The sequence below is a fragment of the Nocardia sp. SYP-A9097 genome (assembly GCF_009649815.1).
Classification (GTDB): Bacteria; Actinomycetota; Actinomycetes; order Mycobacteriales; family Mycobacteriaceae; genus Nocardia.
The window spans coordinates 197822-212615 of record NZ_WJIC01000003.1 but is presented as its reverse complement, the minus strand read 5'-3'; the positions used below and the strand labels follow the sequence as shown (position 1 = coordinate 212615).

Genomic DNA, 14794 nt, shown 5'->3' with positions numbered 1-14794 from the left:
GATACCAATGTCATTGTGTGGGTGAGGAAATCGAGTTGGGACTCACTGATGGCCCGGGTGGGCAATCGGTGAGAATTACCGATCATGGACACGGACTTCTCGGAGTTCAGCTTCGGCTACGCGGCAGTACGCGAAGCCGAAAGCACGCTGACTGCGATCTACCGCTCGGCCGGTGCACCGGTACTCCCATCTTTGGTGCTCGAAGAGCAACTCGGATGGGACGCCAAGATCGGCACCGTCGACTACGCACTGTTTCTCCAGTTCAAACGGCCCACCTACATCAGTCGCCGCCATCCGCACTCCCCCACCTGGGATCAGATCGGCACTCCGCACTATCGATTCGCTGTCCACACCGGTGAGCACCAGCATCAGCGCCTGCTCGAACTCGAACGCGACCTGGCAGTCGAATCCCAGATCGGCGACGTGTACTACGTGGCACCGTGCTTTCACGCGCAGCACGACTTCGACCAGGCATACCTCAACGGCACTGTGCTCGAGCACTCAGTCATCGTGCCCCCCAGCGAATTCGGCGCCGACGGCGACACCCACCATTACGTCAGCGACGCCCACACCGGTACCCAACTGGTCATGTCCCACCCGCGAGCTCCGCGCCGTCACACCGACTGGACCACCATCCAACGCCACATCGGAAGACGTGCCGACACACGAGGTCACACCGAGATATCGCGACCGAATCTGTTCGAGCTCGAAGAAATCCTCCTCCGTGTAACCCGCGGCTTCGCTACCGGCGAGCGTCGAGATCGGCAGGTCCCGATTACTCGCCGCATCGACCGACTGGCGACCCTCATGGGGTGCGGGCTGATCCTGCTCGGCTCACTCGAGGACGATCAACAGCCACCGCAAGGACAGTGACCCCAATTTCGCCAACACTCTGCCTGTCGCGCAAGGGATTTGCCGGTGCGAGTCAGACGGCTGGAGCGAATGCCGAACCGGAATTTTTCAAGGTGGATGAGTCCAGCGGGTGTTAGTTTAAGCGCTGTCGTGTCGGTCTCCGGGGTGGTTTCCTCGGCTGGGCGCAGAGGTGAAGAACGAAATGATCGGCTCGATCGATGCGGGCCGCTCGGTCGACCTTCAACGCTCCTACCTGCTGGCCTACTTCGACGCTGTTTTCGGTCGCAGCGATACGAGCCCCGCGGAAACCATCAAGCGACTCGCGCAGCCCGAGATGCTTCCGCATCTGTGATGCGTACTTTTGTGGCGCAGGATTCGACGCTACGCCGAGGTACGGCGTAGCTCGGCGCGGCGGCTCAATGCTTCGACCACGCGCTGCCAGGCCGGTGCGGACTCGGAGATACGGGATACGACCAGCTTCAGGTAGCCCGGTTGACCACCGCTCCGCTCGTGGGCGATCTCCCAGGCGTCGAGATCTTCGATGAGTCGATCCAGGCGTGGATCGTCCGGATCCCAGTCGATCGCCTGATCGCAGGCGAGATAGACGCGCATGGTTTCGGGGTCGTCGAGGTGGGCGTTCTTCTCTCGGACCCGCTGCGGCACGGCGTTCGGGTCCAGTGCCCGCATCAGAATCCACGAATCGCGTTCGGCTCGTACCCGCTCTTCGCTGATGCCGAGGCCGCGCATCCGATCCAGGATGGCGACCACCTCCGGTGGCAGGACCAGCCTTTCGCCGCTCGCCAATTCGGCTATGCGGCGGCGGTATTCGGTGATCTGATCGATCCGGTGCTGGAGTTCGGTATCGAGATCGGTGATGGCCGAGGCGAATTCGGTCGGCTGTGCGTGCAACAGCGCATCGATCCGAGCCAATGGGACACCGGCATCGGCCAGGGTCCGGATTCGGATGAGATCCACCGCCGCCTGCGCGCTGTAACGGCGATAACCGGACGCATCACGATCGGGCTCGGGCAGCAGGCCGACGTGGTGATAGTGGCGAACGGTGCGCACGGTCACCCCGGCAGTTGCCGCGAGTTGCCCGATTGTCAGCACCGCTCCCCTCTCATCGCCGGTCGCGCCGAGTCCAAGGGCGAGCAGCGCGATCAACGACATCACGGATCGCCTGGACGACCGCGTCGGGACGGTCGAAGCAGAGCCGGTGGTGCAGGGTGTCATGAACGATGCGCTGTTCGCCACGCGAGAACCCGCTCACCAGTGCGGCATCCATCCTCGTCCGGCCATCGCGCATCTCCTGCGACATCAGCGCCCGCGAAGTCGGATCGCTACCCAGGACGGAGAGAGCGACCACCGGAACGTCCGGAATACGCGGCCCCGCCCGCAGTTCGTCGGCGATTTCGGCCAGCCTGCGGCGCTCGGCGAACCCGGAACGAATCCACTCATCACTGACCTTGGCCTCGATCAATGGCTCTCGCATCCACTCCGGATAGTCCGCCAGCAACTCGGCGTGCATCTCACGCAGGCCCGGTCTCAGCTGTTCGAACTCTTCCCCATCGGGTGCTGCTTGCTCCGCCGCCGCCAAACTCACAGCGGCAGGCATGAATTCGTCCCAGTCCTGGTGCAGACCGTCCAACCAGATCAGCCCTGCCACATCCCCCGGAAACAACTGCGCGAACCGATGCGCATACAACCCACCGAGCGAGTGTGCCGCGAGAACATATGGGCCATCGATGTTCTCGAGCCGCAGCAGCTCACGCAGCTCCACCGCGACGGCTTCCGCGCTACGCGGCAAAGCCACCGCATCGCTGTACCCCGTCCCACCCCGGTCATACACGACGGCCGTCGTGAACAGCGAAACCTGTTCCTGCACAACAAGATAGTCCAACCCCACCGCACTCGCCCCCGGCAAAAACACCACCGCAGGCCCACCACTACCCACCCGATGCACAAAAACCCGGCGGCCCTGGACCACCCGAAACCCACCCACCGCCGGAGCGATCCGCGCGGCAAAACCATTGCTGTTGTTCGTCATAAGTGAACCCTCCAACCCTGACGCACGGTCAAGGTCAACCCTCCCCGCACACGCATGTAATGCCGCAGGCCCCTTCTCGACGTTTACCAGCGCCATTACATCCATGCCGCAGGACCCGAGCGGCGATCGGCCGAATCGGGCACAGCGGACCGGGATTCGCCTACCGACCGGCGGGTGACTCCCGCGAGTGTGCACCTGTGGCGGCCGAAGCCGGGATATGCCGCCCTGAGTGCACACTCGGCGCACGGGTGCGGGCGCACCAACTGGGCGCGGGTCAGCTGCGCCACCAGGAGCGGGTCGGGTCCGGGGGTGAGACGGCAATGAGGTGGAGGGTGCGGCCTTCACCGAGGGTAAGGCCGCGATGGAGATCCTCGTCGATGCGCGGGCGCTTCCAGCGCATTAGCACGACCAGGATTCCGGTGAAGGACACCGCGTTCGGGGCGAAGACGAGACGGCCGGTCTCGATGACCGAGACGGTTACGCTCACTTTAAGCGGATCGGCTTAATTTCGCGTACGACAAGTGTTCGACCACAAGCGGATAGGAGTCACCGATGGGGCGTTTCAGCCGCGACGAGATTCAACAGGCCCTGAGGAATTACAACGAGGTGGTCGACAGGTGTTCCGCCACCGGCGATTGGAGTCCGTTCGCGGATCTGTTCACCGAGGACGTGCACTATGTCGAGCACGCGTACGGCATCATGGACGGCCGAGAAGCCGTGCGCCGCTGGATCATCGACGTCATGGCACCGTTTCCGCAGATGCGGTTCGAACACGAATGGATCGCCTTCGACGACGACAATGATGCCGTGGTGATCGGCATCAGCAATGTGCTGGACCATCCCACCGAGCCCGGCGTGAAGTTCGGATTCCCGAATATCACCCGAATTGTCTACGCGGGCAATGGATTGTTCTCCTCGGAGGAGGACACCTACAACCCGGTCCGCGACGCACCACGGGTCGTCGGCGAGTGGTTGCAGGCGGGCGGTGTCATGCGCTGCGCCCCGAAGGTCGAGATGAAGCACATCATCATGGGCCAGAACTGAAGATCCCGCCGCCGAACTCCCGCGTCGTTCAGTCCTCCGGCGGCGGTGCGACGCGGGCGGCGTACATGGCAAGCATCTCCTCGACCAGTGTGAGAACGGCGGCGTCGACATCGGGCCGGGGATAGACGCCGCGCACCACGGCTTCACCCGAGAACAGGTGCAGCATCATGAAGAAGATCGGTTCTCGCACGTTCGGCGGGAAGTCGTCGAGCAGGCCGGTGCGATCGAGGGTTGCCACGATTTCGCCGTAGTAGGCGGCCGCGATGGGTTCGATCCGCGCGCAGAGTTCGGTATCCGAGCGCGCGGCCAGGAAGATCTCGCGCAGTGCGTGCGAGAGGTTGGAGGACTGCGCAGCGCGTAGGAAGCGCAGCGCGGTATCGAGGGCATTGTCCTGTGCACCAAGGTGTTCCATGGTCGACCGGTATCCGTCGATTTGACGACGGAAGCCCTCCTCTGCGGTGCGCACGATCAAATCCAGGCGCGTGTCGAACTGCCTGAACATGGCCCCTGCCGAGAGCCCGGCCCGACCGCAGATCTCCTGCACGGTCGAGCGTTGATAGCCGACCTCTCCGATCGCCGCGATCGTGGCGTCGACCAGTTTGGTCACCGTGGCGGCCCGGCGCTCCTGCTGAGTGCGGCGCGGGCGCGAAACTTCACTCACGTCGCTCCATCCTGCCGTGTGTACCGCATCCGGCGAACCAGCACCCCGCCGTGACCGTTGACACATTCCATATGACAGATGGGACACGGGCGACGATCGCCCAAGCGGGCTTGGTAGCGGCCGCCGGATTGACTGTGAGCTCGCGCCTGAAAATATCGAATACTGCTGTCGCGCACCCGCTTACGGTCGATCCGGCGCGGTCCGGCGAGATCCCGGCCGCACGACAGGTGAATCTCGCCAATTTCTCGTTGATCGGCAAGCCGGCGTGATGTCTGGCGGTTGGTCGTGCGGGCTCAGTTGGCGAACCGGCCTGAGCGGTCAAAAAACACAGGTAGGCAACATATTTGGCCGTCGTGGCGGGGTTTGTGACCGCTCAGGCCGCCCGAACTCGACTTCGTATGCGCCATAACGGCTGTCGGTCGTAAAGTAGCGTTCGCCGATGTGGCGCCTCACTCGTTCTGGCGAGGCTGGGATTCGCTGATCAAGGCGTCGCGACCCTCCGATATGACCAGATGCTCTTCCCGGCAATACACTCTGGATCCACCCGAAACCGTACGATCGGCTATATGTCAGCAACTCGCAGGTGGTGTGTGCTGCTCGCCGTGACGGTGGGTGCGGTGGCCGGATGCACGAATTCGCAGCAGGCCAGTGATCAGCCGACGGCGACGCCGATGGGGCGATCGTTCGTATCGTCCGAGGTCAAGGGGACCGCGATTCCGGGGGGCGGGCCGTTGACAATGCAATTTCGGGATGGGCGGGTGACAGCGAGCGCGGGATGCAATACCGCTACCGGGCCGGTCACGCTGGACGGCGGCATTCTGAAGGTGGGCGAAATGGCGACCACCCTGATGGGGTGCCCGGGAGAGACTGCGGGAGCCGATGATTGGGCGCTCGGGCTGTTGCGCTCCTCCCCCGCCTGGAAGCTCACCGGGCCGGACCTGACCCTCACCGGGAATGGCAGCACGGTGACCATGCTGGATCGCAAGGTCGCGCATCCGGACAAGCCGCTGACCGGCACACCATGGATTGTCGACTCACTGGTGCGCAATAACGCGGTGGAGCGGTCGCAGATCCTGGACGAGGTGCGACCGACGCTCACCATCGCCCCGGACGGATCGATATCGGGCAGCGCGGGATGCAACACCATGACCGGGCGCGCCGAGATCAGCGGTTCCGATATCACCTTCCATATCGCCACCACCAGGATGATGTGCGATCCGCAGGTGATGGACGTGGAGCGGGCGGTGCTGCAGGCCCTGGACGGAAAGGCCACCGCCACAATCGATTCCAATAACCTGAGCCTGCAGAATACGGGCAACGGCACCGGACTCAGGCTGCACGCGGAGTAGCACGCGGATCGAAAATCATTGTCGCCGGGCGGTATCCGAGCGGTACCGTCCGGCGCTATGCATACGAGATATCTGAATGTGGTGGATGTGGAGGCCACCTGCTGGCAGGGCCCGAATCCGCCCGGCCAGCCCATGGAGATCATTGAAATCGGGCTGTGCGTGCTGGATACCCAGACCCGCGAACGCGTCGCCAAACACAGCATCCTGGTGCGCCCGGAACGCTCCACCGTCAGCGAGTTCTGTACCCAGCTGACCACCCTCACCCCCGAGATGGTGGCCACCGAGATCTCCTTCGCCGAGGCGTGCGAGCTGCTGCGCACCGAATTCCACGCCGATTCCCGGCCGTGGGCGAGCTGGGGCGATTACGACCGCAAGCAGTTCGAAAGTCAGTGCGCCGCAACCGAAGTCCCCTACCCATTCGGTTCGAAGCACACCAATGCCAAGCGCGCCTTCTCGGCCGCGCGCGACACCCAGCATCGCTTCGGTATGGCGGGTGCGTTGCGAGCGGCCGATCTGCCGTTGGAGGGCACCCATCATCGCGGTGGCGATGACGCCTGGAATATCGCGGCCTTGATCATCGACATGATGCGGCAGGACGGCTGGCCCGAATAGCTTTCGCGACGTTCGTCGGGGCGCCACAATCGGCGGAGTCCCGCGACCAGCCGAGCAGACTGGAATTGCGCCGGACATGCGCTTTCCAGATCTAGTCTGATAGCCCGGCGTACGCGACATATGGGACATACGGGAGAGGGTGGGTCGCATCAACGAGCGGGAGGCCGAACTCGATGGGTGGTTTCGGGCGGAAGTCGCCGCCACGAAACCGGGACCGGCTCGGCCACAACAGGAACCGCTCACGCCGGGCAGTCGGCTGACCGGGGCGCAGGGGCTCGAACTGTTCGAAGCGCAGGCCACCTCGCGGCACCTGGATCTCGCGGCGCGGCAGCTCACGCGGGACGGGGCCGGGTACTACAGCATCGGATCCTCGGGACATGAGGGCAATGCGGCGGTGGCCGCGGCGCTGCGGCTCACCGATCCGGCGCTGCTGCACTATCGATCCGGGGCATTCTTCGTGCAGCGGGCGCGGCAGGTGGCCGGGCTCGATCCGATTCGGGATGTGCTGCTGGGAATCGTGGCGGCCGTCGCCGATCCGATTTCCGGTGGGCGACATAAGGTTTTCGGCAGCAAGGCCGCACACGTCATCCCACAGACCTCCACCATCGCCTCGCATCTGCCGCGCGCGGTGGGGCTGGCCTTCGCGCTGGACCGCGCCGCACAACTGAAGGTCGCCTGCGAATGGCCGGCGGATGCGGTCGTGGTGTGCAGCTTCGGTGACGCATCCGCCAATCACTCGACGGCGACGGGGGCGATCAATACCGCCGTACACACCGCGCAACTGGGCGTACCCATGCCGATCCTGTTCGTCTGCGAGGACAATGGCATCGGCATCAGCGTGCCCACTCCGCGCACCTGGATCGAGCAGGCGTACAGCTCGCGCCCCGGCCTGCGCTGGTTCGACGTCGACGGAGCCGACCTCGCCGATGCCTTCGCTACCGCCGAGGAGGCCGCGAATTGGGTTCGTGCACAACGGAAACCGGCCTTCCTGCGATTGCGCACCGTGCGTCTGCTCGGCCATGCGGGCTCCGATGTCGAGTCGGCCTATCGACGGCCCGCCGATATGGCGGCCGATCTGCGCCGCGATCCGGTGACCCGGACCGCGCGACTGCTCATTACCGTGGGCTTCGCCACGCCCGGCGAAATCCTGCGGCGCTACAGCGATATCGGCGAGCGCGTCACCGCGACCGCCGACAGTGTCCGGAGCGAAACGAAACTCACCTCCGCCGCCGCGGTAATGGCCCCACTCGCGCGGTCGCGACCGACCGTGGTGCGCACCGACGCCATGCGCACCACCGGCTCCGCCACGGCGATCTCCACGGGGTCGATCGCTCCGGTATCGCGGTCCGAATCCGCGAACTCCGGTGCGGCACCTACCCTGCCGTCGGAGCACACCGCCGCACACGTCACCCGTATCAATAGCCAGGCCACACCGATTCCCGGCCTCGCGTCCGCTCCCGACACCGGGGCTCCAATGACGGTGGCGCAGGCCGTGAATCACACGCTCGGGCAGTTGTTGAGTCGCGACTCGGATGTGCTGGTCTTCGGCGAGGATGTGGGGCGCAAGGGTGGGGTGTACGGCGTCACCAAGGGGTTGCAGCAGACGTTCGGGGTACGGCGGGTATTCGACACACTCCTCGACGAACAGAGTGTGCTCGGTACCGCATTGGGAGCGTCCCTCGCCGGCTTCGTGCCGATTCCGGAGATCCAGTATCTGGCCTACGTACACAATGCCGAGGACCAATTACGGGGTGAGGCGGCGACGCTGTCGTTCTTCTCCAATGGGCAGTATCGCAATCCGCTCGTGGTGCGGATCGCCGGATACGCCTATCAGAAGGGGTTCGGCGGCCACTTCCACAATGACAATTCCATTGCGGCACTGCGGGATATCCCCGGAATGGTGATCGCATCGCCATCGCGCGCCGACGACGCGGCCGCCATGCTGCGCACCTGCGTTTCGGCGGCGCGAGTGGACGGCCGGGTGTGCATCTATCTGGAGCCGATCGCGCTCTATCACACCCGTGACCTGTACCGGACCGGCGACGGCGGCTGGCTGGCCCCGGCGGCCGCGGTGCGTCACATCGAGATCGGCCAGGCCCGGGTGCACGGCACCGGAACACATCTCACGATCGTGAGCTTCGCCAATGGGGTGCCGATGAGCCTGCGCGTCGCGCGGCGACTGGCCGAACGTGGCGTGCATGCCCGGGTGCTGGATCTGCGCTGGCTGGCACCGCTGCCCATCGATGATCTGCTGAACAATGCCCGCGCGACCGGTCGCGTGCTGATCGCCGATGAAACCCGCCGCAGCGGAGGCGTTTCCGAGTCGGTGTGCACCGCGCTGCTCGATGCCGGATTCGACGGGCGGATCGCCCGGGTCACCAGTGAAGACAGTTTCATCCCGCTCGGCGCGGCCGCGAATACCGTTCTGCTGGACGAGGATCGGATCGAGGCCGCCGCGGACAAACTTCTCGCAGCGCTCTGATTCGCATCCGGAAACCGTTCCAGTGGTGGCCGATTCCCGGTACGGGGGTGGCAACGAGCGGAGCGGGCCCGATGAGGGGTGGTCACCCGATCCGCTCGTCGCCGGCGCCGGTCCGGTCGGCGCCCCTGTGCCGATGAGGTCCCGCAGCGCTTCATGGACAGCTGCCTGCTGCATCTGCACGATGCCGCCGTCGGCCGGTACGGGATGCCGGTACAGGCCGGACTGCTATCGCTCTCCGGGGTCTCCGCGCTCGCGGCCGGACTCGTCGCCGGCCGACTGGCGCATACGCTGCTGCGCTCGCGGCGCACGACGCATGAGCACGCTCGGATGGCCCGCCTGGCCGGACGACACCATGCCGGACTGGACGCGGTCATTCTCGAGGTCGACCAGCCCGCCGCGTATTGCGTTGCGGGCAAACCACATACGGTCGTGGTCAGCCGTGGCGCGCTCAGCCTGCTGACGGACCATCATCTCGATGCGGTACTCAGCCACGAACGCGCCCACCTCGAAGGGCGGCATCACCTACTGCTGGCCCTGACCCGCGGGCTGGCCACCGTCATGCCACGGATCGACCTGTTCACCGTCGGCGCGGCCGAGGTGGCGCGGCTACTGGAGATGATCGCCGACGATGCCGCGGCGCGAATTCACGGCCGCGGCACCGTACTTCAGGCGCTACTCACCCTCGCCGGTATTTCCGAGGGCCCGGCCGGAACCCTCGGTGCGGCAGAGGTCGGACTGGCCTCCCGGGTCGAACGGCTGGCCGCTCCCGCCGCGCCGGCGCTGCGCACCCGAACCAGGCTCGCCCTCACCGCCGCGGCCACGGCGGCGGCACTGATTCCACTCGCCTCGGTGGTCGCGGCGGCAATCGGTCTGGTGGTCTGCGCTCCGATGGACTGACGGCCCGGCCGCACCGATCCAGCCGGTGTAATGCGATGGCCGCTATCGCCCCGATCACCGTGAGGCCCATCCACACCGCCCAATCCCCACCCATCGCGCGAGCCGCACCGACGACAGCACCGGTCGCCAGGTTGCCGATCAAGATGCCGATGCCCACGATCGTGTTGTAGAAGCCGTAATGGGTTGCCACCAGGCGGCTTCCGGACAGGGAGACGACGGTGTCCATTTCGAAGGGGAATACCGCCGCGGTACCACTGCCAGCAGCGCCGCCGCTAGCAGGAGTGCCGCGACCGCGATGACCGGACCGAAAGTGCTTGCGCTGGGTACGATTACGAGCGGCAGGAAGGCTGCCGCCAGCAGCGCCATCCCGGCCATCAAGCTGCGACCGGTTCCCCAGCGCGCACGCAACCACGCCGTAATTCGCAGCTGCCCGGCCACCGCGACCACACCGGAGATGACGAAAATCGAGGAAGTGACCGTCTGCGCGCGGTCTCCGGCAATGTAGTCGGCCTGTAGCGGCAGCGCCAGATACGGGCGGGCAGGGCGAAGAGAATTCGCTTGGGTCGAGCACGGTTTCACAGCGCGTCCAGGACTCCACCTGCCGTTGCGCCGGATGGGCCAGGGTGTCGGGCCGCACCGGCGGGGCGGTCAGCATGACCGCCGGGCGCCGCCGCACCTGCTCCATGCCACCTCCAGTCACGAATCCGATTGGCCGGACTACGTTTTCGTCGAATCCCGTACGTAGTGGCGACATGATTGACATCGCCTCGAAACAATCTACTATCTCCGTACGTACTTAGTTGGAACCTTTGTGAGCGAGTCCCGCCTCGCGCATTACTCGAACACGATCTCGCGTCACCGGTGTCAGATATTTCGCGAGATCGTGTTCGAACCCCCCTCGAACACTCAGCATCCACCTGGCAACTGTCCCGTCCTAGTTGCGGACCAGCCCTTTTTCAGTACAGACAATGTGGCCTCGTGATCGAGGAGTCCACGCGCATCACTCGAACACGATGTTGTGGCACCGATGGCAGTGGGCTCGACCAGCGCCCGCGCCTCGATCGTCTCCGGTAACAACTGGCCGAGGACGGCGGGCCGTAAGGCGCAAACGTCGTCGCTGTCGATCCGCGAGCGGATCAGCCGCCGGTAAGTGCGGCGGGGTCGTTGTCGACCACGGCGTCGAGGTAGTCGATGGTGAGCGGGGAACCGGGGATCCACTTGCCGAAGTCCTCGGTGAAGCCGGGCTTGTACAGGGGTGGACAGACGGCTCGAAATACTTCCGTACTGTGCGGGCCTACCCAGAGGGTGGCCTGTTGGCTGCGGCCGGTGTTGCAGATCGCCTGCCAGGTCACCCGATAGGTATCGCCGGTGTCGTTGCGACAGGTGTAATCATCCCCGCAGGTGAGTCCAGGGGCGAGTTCCTTGGCAGCGGCCTGCGGTGCGAGCACTACCACGGTGACGGCGATCAGCGCGGAAATACCGGCTGCTCGCATCGATTGAATTCGAAATCGGTTGTCCTTCATCATGATCAATGACGATAAGCAGAACCGCGAAGCGTAACAATCGGGGTTTTCCCCTATATCCATGTACACCGCCACCGCCAACTTGCAACCCAGATGCGTTCGCCAACAAGGGTTTTCACGGATACCGTTGCGGTCTGGGCAAGTACCATGCGGTTCTGTGTGAATACGTTTACGGCACAACAGACCGCGACCGCGATGTTCCGCCGATCGGCCAACGGAACACCTGCGGGCACAGTTGTTGTCGCACTGTGCGATTCGATGCCGGCCGCCGCGGGCTACAGCGTTGGCAGGTCCAGTTCGGTCGCGAGGGCTTCCAGCAGATCGACCTGATGCTCCGGATCAGAGGACATGAGATGGAGTGCGATGTGCACCTCGTCGGCGTCGACTGCGGTGGCGCGTTGGAGGTCTTTCAGTACCGCCTCGGCGAAGGCGCGGGGCGAGAGTTGGTGGCGTGCAGGGATTACGTTCACCACGACGGTGCCGGTGCCGCCTGCGGCTCGGTACCAGCGAATGTTGGTTCCGGTGTCGTCCCAGTCGATCGCGGTGGTGATGTAGCCGTCGCCGATGCGGGCCGCGCGTTCGATGGTGTGGCGGTTGATCGCGCCGATGAATACGGGGATGGTGTTTCCCGATGGTTTCGGGCCGACCATGGACGGTGGGATCCGGTAGTGCTCACCGTCGAACTCGACGGGGTTGGGGGCCCAGCATGCGCGCATCGCGGCGATGTGCTCGACGAATCCGGCGCCTCTGCGGCTGGCGGGCACGCCCGCGGCGGTGAATTCTTCCGGGATGTAGAACGGTGGCAGTCGGGTGCCGCCGCCCTGGCCGACGCCGACGTCCAGGCGTCCTCCGGAGAGCCGGTCGAGGGTGGCCAGCCTGCGGGCCAGGACGATGGGCGGCTGAAAGATCGAGTTCACGATATCGGTGGTCACGCGGATCCGGCGGGTGTGCGCGGCTGCCCAGGTCAGCATCTCCAGTGAGTCCCAGGCGTGGGACTCGGGCAGGCCCGCGTCGTTGTTCCAGTGTGGTCCGGTGGGGATCAGGAGTCGGTCGCTGGCGGACACGGCGTGGAATCCGAGCCTTTCCACGGCCTGGGCCACGGTGACGACGGCGTCGGGGCCGGCGTTGGGCTCGATGTACGGCAGGCTGAAGCCGATGCGTGGCAAGTTCATTCCGATACTCCCGTGATAGCCGTTGGGTGCGGAACGCCCCGGTGAGGCGCCCCTTGGGAGATAGTCGGAGCGGGTAACGAATTTTTGCGGGTCCGCGCGCAAGAATGCGTATCGGGCTCCGACTTGATGGTGAACGGCGCTCACCGGAGCACCGGACGGCTGAGGAGAAGACATGCAGTTCTTGTTGATCATGCACAGCAACCCGCAGATCTGGGATGCGCTGACCGAGCAGGAGCGCAACGAGGTGATGAGCGGCCACGGCGCGTTTATGGAGACCGTCAAGAAGTCCGGCGAGATGATCTCCACTACAGCGCTGGCGGACCCGTCGCAGAGCGCCGTGGTCAGGGTGCGGGGCGGTGTGCCGGCGGTGACCGATGGCCCCTACCTCGAGGCCAAGGAGTACCTCGGCGGCTACTACCTGGTGGAGTGCGCCAGCCGGGAACGAGCTGTGGAGCTGGCCACGCTCATCCCGGACGCTCGCGTCGAGGGCCTGGGCATCGAGGTGCGGCCAGTCGTCTTCACCGGTACGGCCGACGACTGAGCGCGGTGAAGTTCCTGCTGATTCTCTATCCCGACGCGGCGGCCCTGCCGGGAGAGGGTTTCGACCACGATGAGTTCCTGGCCGCGGCCGCGGAGACGGGGGAGCTGATCAGCGGGCATGTGCTCGCCGACCCCTCCATCAGCTCGGTCGTGAAGGTTCGAGACGGTGTGGTGAGCGTGACCGACGGTCCATACCTGCGGGGTCCGGATCATGTCGCGTGCCAGTACCTGATCGACTGCGAAAGTCGTGCGCGCGCAGTGGAATTGGCGGCACTGATATCGAGCGCCCCGCAGGGCGGCGTGGAGGTGCGACCGCTGATGGACTCCGCCGGGATGGAGATGTGAGCACGCCCGGACGATTCGAGGACCTGCTGCGCGAACTCGCGCCGCAGGTCCTGGGTGTGCTCCTGCGCCGGTACGGCGGGTTCGAGGAGTGTGAGGACGCGGTGCAGGAGGCGTTGCTGGCCGCCGCGACCCAATGGCCCGTCGAAGGCATCCCGGATAGCCCGCGGTCCTGGCTGGTTACCGTCGCCGGTCGGCGAGTGGTCGATCATGTGCGCAGCGAACAGGCACGTCGCCGCCGCGAGGTCACCGCGGCGGCACTGGAGACGCCGAACATCGACCAGCCGACCGGCGACAAAACCGCCAGCGATCAGGACGACACGCTCGCGCTGTTGTTTCTGTGTTGTCATCCGTCGCTCATCCCCGCCGCGCAGATCGCGCTCACCCTGCGTGCGGTCGGCGGACTCACCACCGCCGAGGTGGCGCGGGCTTTCCTCGTGCCGGAGGCCACCATGGGGCCGCGGATCAGTCGCGCCAAGCAGCGAATAAAAGCCACCGGAGCGTCGTTCGCGAAGCCGAGTGGCCAGGAGTGGGCCGAGCGGCTGGACGCGGTCCTGCAGGTGCTCTATCTGATCTTCAACGAGGGCTACACCGCCGGTTCCGGCCCCGACCTGCACCGCGCTGAACTCACCATGGAGGCGATCCGGCTCACCCGCATGTTGCACCGGTCCGTGCCGGACGACGGTGAAGTCGCCGGACTGCTGGCGCTGATGCTGCTGACCGACGCCCGTCGTGCGGCCCGCACCGGACCGGACGGCGCACTCGTACCGTTGGCCGAGCAAGACCGGTCCAGGTGGGACACCACCTTGATCGAAGAGGGCACCGCGCTGGTCACCGCCGCCATGTCCGGTTCGCCCCTGGGTCCTTATCAGCTGCAGGCGGCGACCGCCGCACTGCACGTCCAGGCACCGCGCGCCGAGGACACCGACTGGGAACAAATCCGCATCCTGTACGGGATCCTCGACCGGATCGCTCCGAATCCCATGGTCACACTCAATTACGCGGTCGCCGTCGCGATGACCCGCGGCCCCCGCGCCGGCCTCGAATTGCTCGAAGCACTGGACACCGACACCCGGATCGCCGACCACCACCGCCTCTACGCCGTCCGCGCCCACCTGCAAGAGCAGGCGGGCGAATACACTGCGGCGCAAGCGAACTACCGAATAGCTGCCCGGCGCACCACCAGTCTCCCCGAACAGCGCTACCTGCGAGACCGAGCACGCGCTCTCGACCGGCAGCGCTCGAATCACCATCGGGGCGATGGTTGATGTTC

General features: G+C 65.4%; 17 protein-coding genes and 1 pseudogene. 11 read left to right on the top strand and 7 right to left on the bottom strand.

Translation table 11 applies throughout. The annotated features are described in order from the left end of the window. Positions 1 to 84 precede the first annotated feature (84 nt). Both GFY24_RS08310 and GFY24_RS08305 read left to right on the top strand, forming a co-directional pair. Positions 85 to 873, top strand: coding sequence for a hypothetical protein (locus GFY24_RS08310; RefSeq protein ID WP_153804405.1), 789 nt, complete (start codon positions 85 to 87; stop codon positions 871 to 873). A 181-nt stretch (positions 874 to 1054) separates the two neighbouring features. Further along, positions 1055 to 1204: a hypothetical protein gene (locus tag GFY24_RS08305; protein ID WP_153804404.1), complete on the top strand. Its 150-nt coding sequence runs from the start codon at positions 1055 to 1057 to the stop codon at positions 1202 to 1204. A gap of 29 nt (positions 1205 to 1233) precedes the next feature. Here GFY24_RS08305 and GFY24_RS08300 read toward each other — a convergent pair whose 3' ends face one another. From GFY24_RS08300 to GFY24_RS08290, 3 genes are all read right to left on the bottom strand, one after another. Continuing rightward, positions 1234 to 2022: a MerR family transcriptional regulator gene (locus GFY24_RS08300; protein WP_153804403.1), complete on the bottom strand. Its 789-nt coding sequence runs from the start codon at positions 2020 to 2022 to the stop codon at positions 1234 to 1236. Beyond that, on the bottom strand, positions 1973 to 2899 hold the full coding sequence (locus GFY24_RS08295) for an alpha/beta fold hydrolase (RefSeq protein WP_153804402.1): 927 nt from the start codon (positions 2897 to 2899) through the stop codon (positions 1973 to 1975). The genes GFY24_RS08300 and GFY24_RS08295 overlap by 50 nt, the downstream gene beginning before the upstream one ends. 274 nt (positions 2900 to 3173) lie before the next feature. Then, positions 3174 to 3386 (bottom strand): hypothetical protein, encoded by a 213-nt coding sequence (locus GFY24_RS08290; protein WP_153804401.1) that lies wholly within the window; start codon positions 3384 to 3386, stop codon positions 3174 to 3176. A gap of 65 nt (positions 3387 to 3451) precedes the next feature. Here GFY24_RS08290 and GFY24_RS08285 point away from each other — a divergent pair, with 65 nt between their 5' ends. After that, complete coding sequence (locus tag GFY24_RS08285; protein WP_153804400.1) at positions 3452 to 3943, top strand: nuclear transport factor 2 family protein; 492 nt, start codon at positions 3452 to 3454, stop codon at positions 3941 to 3943. A gap of 28 nt (positions 3944 to 3971) precedes the next feature. Here GFY24_RS08285 and GFY24_RS08280 read toward each other — a convergent pair whose 3' ends face one another. Continuing rightward, a complete protein-coding gene (locus GFY24_RS08280; RefSeq protein WP_309230612.1) occupies positions 3972 to 4604 on the bottom strand; it encodes a TetR/AcrR family transcriptional regulator in 633 nt (210 codons plus the stop codon). Between the two features lie 71 nt (positions 4605 to 4675). On the opposite strand from GFY24_RS08280, the gene GFY24_RS08275 reads away from it, so the two are divergent. From GFY24_RS08275 to GFY24_RS08255, 5 genes are all read left to right on the top strand, one after another. Further along, positions 4676 to 4873: a hypothetical protein gene (locus tag GFY24_RS08275; protein ID WP_153804398.1), complete on the top strand. Its 198-nt coding sequence runs from the start codon at positions 4676 to 4678 to the stop codon at positions 4871 to 4873. Between the two features lie 297 nt (positions 4874 to 5170). Continuing rightward, the gene (locus tag GFY24_RS08270) at positions 5171 to 5953 is read left to right on the top strand and encodes an META domain-containing protein (RefSeq protein ID WP_153804397.1); all 783 of its coding nucleotides are present in this window, start codon (positions 5171 to 5173) and stop codon (positions 5951 to 5953) included. 57 nt (positions 5954 to 6010) lie between these two features. Next, the gene (locus GFY24_RS08265; RefSeq protein ID WP_153804396.1) at positions 6011 to 6565 is read left to right on the top strand and encodes a 3'-5' exonuclease; all 555 of its coding nucleotides are present in this window, start codon (positions 6011 to 6013) and stop codon (positions 6563 to 6565) included. Positions 6566 to 6704: 139 nt separating this feature from the next. Continuing rightward, positions 6705 to 9047 (top strand): thiamine pyrophosphate-dependent enzyme, encoded by a 2343-nt coding sequence (locus GFY24_RS08260; RefSeq protein WP_309230611.1) that lies wholly within the window; start codon positions 6705 to 6707, stop codon positions 9045 to 9047. Between the two features lie 153 nt (positions 9048 to 9200). Next, a complete protein-coding gene (locus GFY24_RS08255; RefSeq protein ID WP_153804395.1) occupies positions 9201 to 9944 on the top strand; it encodes a M56 family metallopeptidase in 744 nt (247 codons plus the stop codon). Here GFY24_RS08255 and GFY24_RS41715 read toward each other — a convergent pair. The 3 genes and pseudogenes from GFY24_RS41715 to GFY24_RS08240 all read right to left on the bottom strand — a co-directional run. Further along, a pseudogene (locus GFY24_RS41715) lies at positions 9853 to 10475 on the bottom strand (MFS transporter); the annotation flags it as partial. The gene GFY24_RS08255 and the pseudogene GFY24_RS41715 sit on opposite strands and share 92 nt — an antisense overlap. Positions 10476 to 11080: 605 nt before the next feature. Further along, positions 11081 to 11437, bottom strand: coding sequence for a hypothetical protein (locus GFY24_RS08245; protein ID WP_153804394.1), 357 nt, complete (start codon positions 11435 to 11437; stop codon positions 11081 to 11083). Positions 11438 to 11742: 305 nt separating this feature from the next. Beyond that, positions 11743 to 12639, bottom strand: coding sequence for a TIGR03619 family F420-dependent LLM class oxidoreductase (locus GFY24_RS08240; protein ID WP_153804393.1), 897 nt, complete (start codon positions 12637 to 12639; stop codon positions 11743 to 11745). Positions 12640 to 12811: 172 nt separating this feature from the next. Between GFY24_RS08240 and GFY24_RS08235 the strand changes: the two genes are divergently transcribed. Genes GFY24_RS08235 through GFY24_RS08225 form a run of 3 tightly spaced genes read left to right on the top strand, consistent with a single transcriptional unit; the run spans position 12812 to position 14789 of the window. After that, positions 12812 to 13180: a YciI family protein gene (locus GFY24_RS08235; RefSeq protein ID WP_153804392.1), complete on the top strand. Its 369-nt coding sequence runs from the start codon at positions 12812 to 12814 to the stop codon at positions 13178 to 13180. Between the two features lie 5 nt (positions 13181 to 13185). Next, on the top strand, positions 13186 to 13524 hold the full coding sequence (locus GFY24_RS08230) for a YciI family protein (RefSeq protein WP_228566098.1): 339 nt from the start codon (positions 13186 to 13188) through the stop codon (positions 13522 to 13524). Next, positions 13521 to 14789 (top strand): sigma-70 family RNA polymerase sigma factor, encoded by a 1269-nt coding sequence (locus tag GFY24_RS08225; RefSeq protein WP_309230610.1) that lies wholly within the window; start codon positions 13521 to 13523, stop codon positions 14787 to 14789. Before GFY24_RS08230 ends, GFY24_RS08225 begins: the two co-directional genes overlap by 4 nt. Positions 14790 to 14794: the final 5 nt, after the last annotated feature.